The 10,684-nt window shown below is 61.6% G+C and carries 13 protein-coding genes; 4 read left to right on the forward strand and 9 right to left on the reverse strand.

The features are described from left to right. Nucleotides 1–126: 126 nt before the first annotated feature. From CXY77_RS00170 to CXY77_RS00180, 3 genes are all read right to left on the reverse strand, one after another. A complete protein-coding gene (locus tag CXY77_RS00170; protein ID WP_104129367.1) occupies nucleotides 127–1,344 on the reverse strand; it encodes an MFS transporter in 1,218 nt (405 codons plus the stop codon). Then, complete coding sequence (locus CXY77_RS00175; RefSeq protein ID WP_104087681.1) at nucleotides 1,341–1,868, reverse strand: helix-turn-helix domain-containing protein; 528 nt, start codon at nucleotides 1,866–1,868, stop codon at nucleotides 1,341–1,343. Before CXY77_RS00175 ends, CXY77_RS00170 begins: the two co-directional genes overlap by 4 nt. A 259-nt stretch (nucleotides 1,869–2,127) precedes the next feature. Continuing rightward, nucleotides 2,128–2,574 carry a GNAT family N-acetyltransferase gene (locus tag CXY77_RS00180; protein WP_104129368.1) on the reverse strand — a complete coding sequence of 149 codons (447 nt, stop codon included), beginning with the start codon at nucleotides 2,572–2,574 and terminating at the stop codon, nucleotides 2,128–2,130. Between the two features lie 84 nt (nucleotides 2,575–2,658). Between CXY77_RS00180 and CXY77_RS00185 the strand changes: the two genes are divergently transcribed. Beyond that, nucleotides 2,659–3,165, forward strand: a complete 507-nt coding sequence (locus CXY77_RS00185) for a GNAT family N-acetyltransferase (protein WP_092112785.1) — start codon at nucleotides 2,659–2,661, stop codon at nucleotides 3,163–3,165. A 197-nt stretch (nucleotides 3,166–3,362) separates the two neighbouring features. On the opposite strand, the gene CXY77_RS00190 is transcribed toward CXY77_RS00185, so the two are convergent. The 4 genes from CXY77_RS00190 to CXY77_RS00205 form a co-directional block, all read right to left on the reverse strand. Next, nucleotides 3,363–4,277 (reverse strand): pentapeptide repeat-containing protein, encoded by a 915-nt coding sequence (locus CXY77_RS00190; RefSeq protein ID WP_369831275.1) that lies wholly within the window; start codon nucleotides 4,275–4,277, stop codon nucleotides 3,363–3,365. A gap of 142 nt (nucleotides 4,278–4,419) precedes the next feature. Further along, nucleotides 4,420–4,959 carry a putative immunity protein gene (locus CXY77_RS00195; RefSeq protein ID WP_104129370.1) on the reverse strand — a complete coding sequence of 180 codons (540 nt, stop codon included), beginning with the start codon at nucleotides 4,957–4,959 and terminating at the stop codon, nucleotides 4,420–4,422. A 79-nt stretch (nucleotides 4,960–5,038) separates the two neighbouring features. Continuing rightward, entirely contained in the window at nucleotides 5,039–5,671 is a 633-nt protein-coding gene (locus tag CXY77_RS00200; protein WP_104129371.1) for a Type 1 glutamine amidotransferase-like domain-containing protein, read from the reverse strand. 435 nt (nucleotides 5,672–6,106) lie between these two features. Then, a complete protein-coding gene (locus CXY77_RS00205) occupies nucleotides 6,107–6,484 on the reverse strand; it encodes a helix-turn-helix transcriptional regulator (RefSeq protein WP_092342541.1) in 378 nt (125 codons plus the stop codon). 82 nt (nucleotides 6,485–6,566) lie between these two features. Between CXY77_RS00205 and CXY77_RS00210 the strand changes: the two genes are divergently transcribed. Next, nucleotides 6,567–7,799, forward strand: a complete 1,233-nt coding sequence (locus tag CXY77_RS00210; RefSeq protein WP_104129372.1) for an MFS transporter — start codon at nucleotides 6,567–6,569, stop codon at nucleotides 7,797–7,799. Between the two features lie 238 nt (nucleotides 7,800–8,037). On the opposite strand, the gene CXY77_RS00215 is transcribed toward CXY77_RS00210, so the two are convergent. Both CXY77_RS00215 and CXY77_RS00220 read right to left on the reverse strand, forming a co-directional pair. Then, nucleotides 8,038–8,544 (reverse strand): hypothetical protein, encoded by a 507-nt coding sequence (locus tag CXY77_RS00215; RefSeq protein WP_158252716.1) that lies wholly within the window; start codon nucleotides 8,542–8,544, stop codon nucleotides 8,038–8,040. 452 nt (nucleotides 8,545–8,996) lie between these two features. Next, nucleotides 8,997–9,581: a recombinase family protein gene (locus CXY77_RS00220; protein WP_104129374.1), complete on the reverse strand. Its 585-nt coding sequence runs from the start codon at nucleotides 9,579–9,581 to the stop codon at nucleotides 8,997–8,999. A 228-nt stretch (nucleotides 9,582–9,809) separates the two neighbouring features. Between CXY77_RS00220 and CXY77_RS00225 the strand changes: the two genes are divergently transcribed. Beyond that, a complete protein-coding gene (locus CXY77_RS00225; protein ID WP_134345585.1) occupies nucleotides 9,810–10,010 on the forward strand; it encodes a hypothetical protein in 201 nt (66 codons plus the stop codon). 85 nt (nucleotides 10,011–10,095) lie between these two features. Next, entirely contained in the window at nucleotides 10,096–10,602 is a 507-nt protein-coding gene (locus tag CXY77_RS20415) for a putative immunity protein (RefSeq protein WP_369831276.1), read from the forward strand. Nucleotides 10,603–10,684 lie beyond the last annotated feature (82 nt).

Consider the following 10,684-nt stretch of genomic DNA (forward strand, 5'->3'; position numbering starts at 1 on the left):
GCACACCCGCTGAAGCCATGCAACGACTATTATCAGAGCCAGAAAAGCCCATCGTTGCGACGACCGGTTGAATCCGCCAACGTCCTGCGGGCACTTACCATCGCGGTGCTGGGCGTCTCGTTTCATCTACGCCGATTGCAATTGATTTACGACGGGCGCGGCTTTGATGTTTCTGAGTATCAGCACGGTTGCGGATATCAGGAGGATGAGGGCCACTGCTGCGCCGATGATGAATCCAAGACGGGGCTCCATGGCGTCCACGGCGAACCCCACCATTACGGCGGCAACGGCGGCGCCAGCGTTGACTGCCGTGTTGATCCAGCTCGATGCCTCGGTGCGCACCTCTGCAGCGGTGAGGTCGTCCGCGAGTAGGTAGCCGGTCACGAGCGACGGGGCCAGGAAAAAGCCCACCGCAGCGAGTCCGAAGTTGAGGACCACGACAAACTCAATTGTCGTGAGGAGTGCGCACAGCGCGATCATGACTGTGACCGAGATGAGTAGTCGCTTTACGAGCGAGCTCCTCCAAGTTCGCTGTCCGTAGAGCAGGCCTCCGACTGCGCTTCCGGCTGCAAAAGAGGCGAGAAGGATGCCAGCCAGGCCGACCGATCCCTGACTGTCGGCGATTGCGGGTGCGACCACTTCCACGGTCCCGAGTATGACTCCCACGCCGAGTAGCGCGATCAACACTGCGACGAACCCGCTCTGTCGTAACGGCCGTGAACTCTTCCGGGGGGAAGCGGTGACGGCAACGTGCTGTCGCGATAGCGAGCTGCTTGTCATGCCGAGGGTTCCGGCAAGCGCCACCGTGGCAGTAGCGACCAGTCCGACCGTCGGCGATGCCGCACTGAGAGTGGCCGCTGCGATCAATGGCCCCGTCGTGAACAGTAATTCCTCACAGACCGCATCGATGCTGTATGCCTTCGTCCGCAGCGCTCCCGGCGCTGTCAGTGAACCCCAGAGCACACGCATCGAGGCGCCGAGCGGTGGCGGGAATAACCCGACAATGGCCGCCAGCCCAATGAGCGCCCCTGACGAAGGGTCGGGCTGGGCTGTCAGCGCAGCAATGCCGCCGAGACCGGCAGCGAAGGCGATGGCTAGCGAGTTGAGTGCAAACCGCTGTCCGCGCCGGTCGACGAATCGTGCGCGGTACGGGGAAGCGATCACGTTCGCGAGCCCGAAAGCTCCAGTAGCCGCGCCGGCGGCAGCGAAAGAATCCGTGCTTCGCTGCACCGCGAAGAGCAGCACTAAGGTCACTATGGCGAACGAGAGTCGCCCGACGAGCGCGGGGACAAAGACCCTGAGTGCGCCGGTCGTGCGCAGTACCTCGAGGTAGCCGCTACTCATGTTCGCGGGGCGGTGTCGTGGTTCACGACTTCGAACAATGCGAGGGTGGCACTCATCCGGATGCCTTCTGGTGTTGCGGAGGGCACCGCCTCATCGTGGATGAGTTTCCCGATCTCGCGTGACATGTCGCGGATACGCTCCCATGCCTCGCGGGAGACGGTGACCTCCGCCTCGGTGAATACGAATTCGGATTCTGACAGGTAACGCGCGCTGCGGGCGATCAGTTCTGCGGCGAGGGAACTCATCAGAGCCTGGTGCTCGTCGACGCGGCCCGAACCGAGCGCTTCGCCGCTCGCGGGATCGTGTCGGTAGCGCTTGGCGGTCCCGCCACGAATATTCGTTTCCTCGACAAGCTGCACGAGTCCCGCCTGAGCCAAACGACGCAGGTGGTAACTCACGTTCGCTTGGCTCTCGCCCAAGATACGCGCCGCCTCCGTAGCGCTGAGAGCCTCGGCAGTCAGAAGCGAAAGCAAACGCAGGCGTAACGGGTGAGCTACGGCCCGGAGGCCATCAAGATCCGGCATGCCCAAACGATATGCCAAACCACACCCAACCTCCAAATCGTTCTTTTGCGGTCACCTGTCCGGAGCACATGCCGACGCAGCTCACGGCACCGTCCGAGCTGAAGTGCCCTAAAACCTGACGATGATCGGACTCACGTTTGGATCGAAACGGCCTGTCCGCCGGCACCGAGCGCCGTGCCCGGAGAGGAACCCTGCGCGGGACGGTTCCGCGAATGTGCCGTCTCAGGGCTTTGTTTCCGTGCACACGGAAGGGAATCTCTCATCGAGAATCGATGGGCTGGTATCGAAACAAAACGGAATCACGGCGCACGAATCCGGAGGCCTCGTAAAGCCGGATCGCGGATTCTCTGGATGGGCGCGACGTCAGGTCCAGGCTCCGCACTCCCAACGCGTGCGCTCTGGCAATCAGCGCGGTCAATAATTCACGAGCGATCCCTCGGCCACGGGTGAGTTCGTCCACCACAACGTCATCGATGTGACCCCGGACCCCAGTCGGGATTGGAAACGTCACGAGGGTGGCCATTCCTACAACCCGACCAGCGAGCCGCGCAAGGAAGAGATCGACTGACTCGTTCTCCACCATCCGATTGAAAATTTCCCTGTCGAACATAGCTGTCTTTGACAGCTGCGGAAGCAATCGGCGAATCTCTTCCGCGACAGCGTCGTCGGCGTGGGTGGCGATCGAAATGGTCAACTCATCTTCCATAGGGAGAGGCTACCTGTGCCGAGCCAGACCGCCGCAGCCGGGTGCCACAGCGGAACGACCTGCGGGCGTGGATAAGCTGGTCCGATGCTCTTCCAGACCGAACACTTATCGGTGCGTCAGTTTCGCCGCGACGACCTCAACGACTTCTCAGCCCTCTGCGCCGACCCGAACGTGATGCGATTTGTCGGGGACGGGACCGTCCTCAGCCGCCCCGAAGTATCGCAGTGGATCGAAATCTGCGAGCGAAAGTACGTCGATCGCGGTTACGGCACCTCGGCCGTCTTCGACGCGCGATCTGGCGAGTTCGTAGGCTACTGTGGCGTGATTCGAGCGCCTGATCGAGACTTCGATGAACTCACGTATGTCTTTCATCAGAAGGCTTGGGGCAACGGTTATGCAACGGAAGTCGGGATCGGCATGCTCGACCACGTGTTTCGCATCTCGTCACTGGGCTCCATCTCGGCGACGATCGAGCCGGAGAACGAGGTCTCCAAACGCGTCGCAGCAAAGTTGGGGATGATTGAACTGCCATTCGATACCGAAGACGTGAGTTATTGGAGGATTACACGCGAGCAGAACTGCGCTCGATAGCTCTATTTAGTCCCCTGGCGGGGAACCCTGTTCACGGTGTCGGTAGACCAACCCCATACGGGACGGCGCCACCCTTTCGGTAGCGCTCGAACTCACCGAAAGTGCGGCGGTTATTTCCGGTTCGTTGAGCGATACCGCGAGTCGTTACACCTTGGCGGTGTTCAGCACCCGCCAAGGTTCCCTGTCGAGTTGTATGGTCACGCGTCTTGCCAGTGAGGCGGCATTTCCAGATCCGCGGGTAGACGAGTTAAGTGGTTGCCAAGCGCGGCGTTGAGTTGCGGCTGCGTCACGTACAGGGCCTTGGAGAGGTCAGCGCCGTCAAGACGCGCATCTCTGAAGTCGGCACCGAGCAGATCCACACCCGACAAGTCGCTGTCACGCAGGTCTGCGGCGATGAGGTACGCGCCCCGGAGATCTGCTCCGCACAGTCGGCGGGACCTGAGATTCTTGCCCATCAGGTCCGCTCCCGGTTTCAGCGCGGATTCCAGGTGGTCATTGCCACCGGCAAGGTAGGCCGCCCGTATTTCTTCGCTGACCTCGATCAGCGTTGATCTCACTTGGGAGTGAATCTCCTGGACATCCAGTGAAAGCAGTTCTGAAAGTTCACCCCCGACGGCGTGCTCGATGGTGTTCCGGAGCTGTGCGGCACGGTGCGAGGCGTCGGGATCGAACGTTCGCGTCTGCGCCTCGGCCAGATGCCACAGCATCTCATGGAGCTGCCGTGCGGCAGCGAACGCGGTAAACATCTCGCTCTTGGTGTCAGGACTTTCGAGCCAGCTCGTGCCGGCGAAAAGCCCTTGCGACACGTTTTGGCCTGCACCGAAGCAGTCAAAGACGGTGCAGCCGCGGAAGCCCCTCGGGCGGAGGGTGTCGTGGATCGTGCAGGAGAAGTCAGGTGCCAGGTTGTGGCAGGGAGAGCCTGCGGGCTTGTCGACAGGAAAGTCTGCCGAACGCGAGAATCCGAAGGCAGTGCAGCACAGGGCAAAACAATTGCCGCAGTCAGGTTGCAGGGATGCCCGGTCGAGGGCGGGCGATGAGGGCTCGAGAGAGTTCGCTGATGTCATGTGAATGGGATCTTCCAGTGATGAGTTCGATAGGTGGCCGGTCTGCACGGGAACTCCCAATGGAGTTCCCTTCGCGGGCGCACTTAATGACCGCTCCTCCGATGAGGAGCGAACTGGAATCCCTATAGGGGCTCTGGGTCACAGAGCGGAATGAAATATCACTGGCGCCAGAGTACCTGATATTCAATCCTCAGCGGGATTCGCGCAGCTGGGAGTCCAACTTGCTCATAAGGTGATCGAGCCGACTCTTTCCCGTTGGTGCTTTTGGATAACGGCTGAGGACATCAATCAGGGCGGGGGTGGCGTGGTTTTTGGCTCGTTCAACGAAGTTGTCGCCTGCCTCGGGATTGTCAGCTGCGACCAGCTCAGCGATACGCGCTGCACTTGCGGGACCGCGCAGGATGTGACTGACCTGAGTGGCTTTCGCAATTGGGTGCCGGTAGGCGGCGGCTGCGGCGTCGCCCGCGGTGCGCGCGGCAAGTCGTCCTGATTCGGTGGCGGCTTCTTGTGCGGAGCGGTGTGCGTCTGAAGCTGTGACACTCTGCAGGTTGGTCCTTTTTGCGCCGTTGACAAACTCCCACGCAGCGTCGATGGCCGCGCGTGGCCGAGGGTCATCTGGATGGTCTGCTTCAAACACCGGAAGCACTTCCTCTGCTGCTTCCACCACGAAGCATGCCACGACTCGTAGTTCGTCCATGGTCAACTCGAAATCGCCGGTTCCCGCAGTCATGATTCAATTTTCTCATTTCTGCGAAGCCCAGAAGGGGAACCTTCAGCGGCGCATAGGCGGTATGCGGTAGGCGGATCGCTCAGACAAGCACAACGCTGCTGCCGTCGACCACCAACGCCTGGCCGTCGCGAAGACCCCAGTAGGGCTTTCCCTCCTGGGCGTAAGCAGCAGCCACCCGGGTCAGCGCCTCGCTCTCCGGGTGATCAGGAGATCCAAGGTGAGGTACGAAAGGCCGATCCAAGATGCTGAGGCCGTCAAACTCGACGGCTCCGTACATGGACAAGGCGTCCTCCGTTGAGTCGCACTCCTCGAGGCCCAGCAGGCTCGGGGCTAGGACGCACGCCCCCGCGCTGAAGCCGGCGTAGACCAGTTCGTCCGCTCTGAGACTATCCGCAATGAGCGAGTCGGCCCCCGACCGCGCCAGGGCCGCCCGGAGCGTGAAGACGTTGCCGCCCCGAACCCAAAGGAAGTCCGGTTCGCCAAACTTCACGGCAAGGCTCTCGGCGTCGTTCACCCGAAGGTCGAGTTCACTCGCTGCGAGCCCAACACGCGCGAGATTCCTAACCTGACGTTCAGTCTCTTGGCGCCGCATCTCAGGATCAGCCCCGTCGAAAGCGTTCATGATGACCCACCCGCGTCCACGCCCCCGGACCAGACCCGTGAACGCCTCGGGATGGTCACCCAGCTGGTAGGACGACAGATAAAGGCGCATGAAGCCATTGTCCCGACTTTCGCGCACGAAGGTCGGACCGCGCGCGTTCGCAGCCGGACCTTCAAAGCACAATACTTGCAGTGATAAGCACACCCGTCGCTGCCGCGACGGCCACGAGTAGGAGAATCGCCCATTTGATTCGCCGGCGGCTGACCGTTCCCTTACGAAACGCTGATCTGGAGAGGCGATCCAAGCCAGGCAACAGTGCTTGAAGGGGTGGATCCTGCGCCGCCGGACGGGTTGATTCAGCGCTCGGGCGACCTTCGTCTTTGAAATGTGCCATGAATAGACCGTATCAACGGCGGATGCGGGTGTCGCAGAAGCCGGACCTCAACTGGGACGCTGCGCGGTGTTCTCATCGTGGTTGTTGCGATCCACCTCGGTAGGAACAGAGCAGCGCATGTTAGGGGGTCGCTCACCGGGCGTTGGTGCCGGTCAGGCCTCGTGCCAGGACGCGACGAGGTCGAGCAGGCCGGGAAAGCGGTCATTGAGATCTTCGGTGCGAACTCGGCTGCGACGTTCGAGCCCATACTGCCGTTGGCGGATGAGTCCCGCCTGCCGGAGTGCTTTGAAGTGGTGCGTCAGTGATGACTTGGGGCGGTCGAATCCGAACCATCCACAGGTGTGGTCATAGCTATCGGATTCGAGCATCAGCTTGCGCACAATGGTCAGCCGTAAGGGGTCAGCCAGCGCTCCCATGACGTCTTCGAGCTGTAGCTCACCGATCAACGGCTCGGGCAGAGGATCAGGCAAGTTCTCGGGCGCGTCAAGCGCGGAGTTTTCGGTGGTGACGTACTGTGCGGCAGCGGCCATGGCACCAGTCTAGCCAAAGTACGAGTCTTGTCGTACTGCTGTTATGTTCGAGATTACTCGTACAGACCAGACGGAGGAACCCATGACTCAAACGTCGGCACGTCCACCCAATGCGGTGAGGCCCCGCCCGACCGGCCTGATCCCGATGGGACTTGCGGCCTGGATCGTCACCGCTGTGTTCATGTTGTCGAACTCGCCCACCCCGCTCTACGTGCACTGGCAGGCCCAGTTGGGCTTCTCCTCGGGGATACTTACCGTGATCTTCGCCGCGTACATGGTCGGGCTGCTGCTCACGCTGACCGTGGCCGGGCAGCTCGCCGACCGATTTGGACGCAAACCGGTCCTCATCCCGGGGATCATTCTCGCCATGCTGGCCTGCGGCCTCTTCGCGTTCGCGCCCTCCATTCTTGCCCTCGTCGCCGCACGGTTTCTAACCGGTATCGCGGTTGGTGTGATCGTGTCGGCCGGCATGGCTGCCGTCATGGATGCGGGCGGCCCCGCCCGGCATCGCCAAGCATCGCTCGCGGCATCCGTGGCCATGGTCCTCGGTGCCGGGCTCGGGCCGCTGCTCGCCGGGCTGTTCACTCAAACGCTGCCCAATCCTGCTCCGACTGTTTTTGCCGTCGCGTTCATACTCCTCGCGACAGCCTTGACCGTGGCGTTCTTCCTGCCACGTCGCCCTCCGCTCTCCCAACGCGCCGGAGACCAGTCCCCGGTGGCATTCCGATTCCGATGGCCGACTGTGCCCAAGCCCAACCGGCACCAGGTTCTATACGGCATCGCCGTCTTCGCGCCGGGGATCACCTCGACCTCGTTCGTGCTCGCCCTCGGTCCGTCCCTCCTCGCGGTCCTGTTGCATGCATCCAGTCCGCTCATCGCCGGCGCAATGGCCAGTGCCATGTTCCTCGCTGCCACCGGTGTCCAGTTTGCCGTTCACCGGCTGCCCGTTCGCAGCATCCTCCTTCTCGGCTCCACGTCAACGATCCTGGCGATGGTCAGCCTCATCACCGCCGTCACCGTCTCGCATCCGGCCCCCCTCATCGTCGCGGCCCTCCTCGCAGGAATCGGCCAAGGCCTCGGCCAGCTCGGAGGCCTCACCCTCATCGGCACAAACGTTTCAGCGAATCATCGCGCCGAAGCCAACGCTGTCCTCAACATCGGCGGCTACATCCCCGCCGGCCTGCTCGCCGTAGCCACCGGCTACCTCACCGACTCCCTGGGCCTGAGCCTCAGCGTCACCCTCTTCGCCATACTCCTCAGCCTGGCCGCCCTCACCTGCGGAACACTGATACTTCGCAACTTTCCCCGCGACTAATCCGGCAGGAATCGCCCCGCCCAACCTCTCGTCCGTTCGAACCCCTCAGCCGGACACTGAGCGGCACGGAGTTAGACAAGCTGCCAGGACGAGGATTGGCTCGTCAAATGCGTCACTTGGGAACCCTCTGCGGGTGGTCAGGATTCGATGGAAGCGGATCCTTCACCGGGCACTAAAGATTTCGAAGTGCTTCCGAGATCCTCTAGCAGTCGGCTGCAAGGCCGTGCATATCTCGCCGTTAGATAGCCAGATTCTCCGACCCGACAGGTGCGACGAGGAGGGCGGTGATTTTCCCGCTGTCGCTGTATGCGACACGCCCGATCCAATCCCCGGCCTCGTGATGCAGCTCGGTGTGCCCGACTACGCCGATCAGCAGGTGCCGGTTTACTAGTCGTTCGAAAATATCGCGGCCGTCTGCGCTTTGCAGCACCGTGTTCGAAATGCTTTCGAGGCGGCCGGTGGATTGCACCATCTCGTCCCACATGCCCACGACCTTCTTCTTGGTCAGGCTGCGCGAACACGTGTACGTCATCAGCGCCTTAACCGCTCCGAAATCTCCGTCGCTGAGGCTCCGAAAGACGCTCTCGGTCCGGTCGATCAGGTCGATGGTGGACTCGGTCATGTCGAGGTATTCCTTCGATTCGTCGTGCAGGGCGGAGAACTTCTTGAACGCGGCTTGCCGACTGATCTGCAAAACATCGCCGATGGACTGCCAGGAAACGTCGTGAACTCGAGCGTCTTGCACGGCGGCTCTGAGGCGGACCGCGGACAAGCGCCCCAACTCCTCCGCCCATTGGACCGATTGCAACAAATCGGATGGAGCGGGGTTCGATTCTCTGGGCAACTGCAATTTTGCTGACAGGAGAACCAGTGCTTGGTCGCTCGGATTCTTCTTCACATCCATAATCCAAGACTAGGCTCAACCGCGTGGTTCGTCACCCTGCGTATGACAAATCGCGCTCATGGTCGCCAACGGTTGGGCGTTGCCTCCGGCGTGAGGCAGCGCCCGCAAGCCGGACGGTGACCGGGACACCCGCTCGGATGAAGAGCGCCGAGGGTCGATCTGTCATTTTCCGAAGTCGTCCGCGCAACGTCCATGGTGTTCTCCGGGTTGTGCAAGCGAGTGTGAACACTGGCTTTTCCGTATTCCTGTGCACAAAACGCCCGTTTGCCCGTACTCCTCTGCACGACGCACGTTCAGGCGGCGGTGTCGCCGGCTCGTTGGATTGCCCGGTAGACCGTGGATCTGGCGACGCTGAAGAGTTCTGCGATCTGCGCGGTGGTGTGTTCGCCCCGTTGGTGGACCTCGACCAGGTGCTTCTCCTGCGCCGGGGACAGTTTGGGTTGCTTGCCGCGGAGCCGGCCGGCCGCTTTGGCGACTTGCATCCCTTCGCGGGTGCGTGCGCGGATCAGGTCGGCCTCGAATTCAGCGACCATCGCGAGCACATTGAAGAGGAGCCTTCCGACCGGGTCGGTTGGGTCGTGAACGGAACCGCCGATGCTGAGCTTCACTTCACGAAGGGTGAGGTCGTCGACGATGTCTTTGGCATCGCGAAGCGAGCGTGCCAGTCGGTCGAGCTTGGTCACGACGAGGGTGTCGCCGGCTCGGCATGCAGCCAACGCTTCGCGAAGACCTGGCCGGGCCCGGTTAGTTCCGGTGAGGCCTTGATCGGTGAACGTCTTTTGGAGCGAGACCCCGAGGGCGGCGAGGGCGTTCTCTTGGCCGGTGAGGTCTTGGTCGTTGGTGGATACGCGTGCATAGCCGATAAGCATTCCGGTCATGCTGGAGTGTACCGTTTATCCCCCCTTCACCGGGCATTTTCTCGGGCGGGGCTTACGGGAATCGTGTGCTCCCGGAACTATGCGGAACGTCTTCGATGCTCCGTGAGTGTTCGGGTGTCCCGGTCACCGTCCCCCTTACGGGGCGTGCAATCTTCGTGCCATCAGGCTCCATCGCCACTAGCCTTAATCCACAAGTTGGCTTGAACTAATAGTTAGAAGGAGTATCCCTTGACTGTGATTCGTTCTCCATTGTTCAGCCCCGCCGTCCTTCTTCTGGGAATCGCTGCCATGTTCACGTTTGACGGGAATGGCATCGCGTGGTTTTGGGCTGATCAACCGCAGGGTGCATTTATTCTTCTCGCCGCATCTACCGGTCTTTGGGTTTTGGTGCTTCGTAGTGTTCGCAAGGCCCACACCGCCAAGGACTGAACGTTTCCGTAGGGGGTTCCGCTTGCGAGTGGTCGTGAGCGAGAGTAGAAGCATGCCGATTGGGAAAAGTGACTTCGAGCTGAGTATGGATGAGCTGCGAGTCGTAGCCCGATACGCAGTGGAGAGCGCACAAGAAGTGCTTCCCTTGTTTGAGGAGGCCAACTCAGAAGATCCGCGGCCACGCTTTGCTATCGCGGCGGCGCGGGAGTTTGTGCACGGTGCCGCACGAACGAGGTTGCAGCGTGTGACTGCCCTGGATGCGCATCGTGCGGCGAAAGATGTGGCTGGAACTGCCGGAGAGCATGCTGCCCGGGCTGCTGGCGATGCTGCCGCCGCCGCTTATCTGCACCCCCTGGCCAAAGCCACGCAAGTCGGACACATCCTGCGCTCTGCGGCGAGTGCAGCGCGGGCAGCAGAACTGAGTGCAGGCGATGACCCAGCCGAAGGAGAGACGCTGATCGAGCGGGCCCGCCGTCGGGCAACACCCGCTCTGATAGATGTGCTCAGCCGATATCCCCTCGCGCCAGCTGGCAAGAGTCGAGTCGCGTACCTCATGAAGGCACTGGACACCTCACTACGCGCGTCCCGCTGAAGGTTCCCCTTTTGACACATCGAGCTGGCCAACTTCTGGCTCAGCAATCTGTCGCGACCTGCGTCGCCCAAGGTTGCCACCG

Origin of the sequence: Cryobacterium sp. N21, assembly GCF_002929575.1 — a bacterium.
Classification (GTDB): domain Bacteria; phylum Actinomycetota; class Actinomycetes; order Actinomycetales; family Microbacteriaceae; genus Cryobacterium; species Cryobacterium flavum.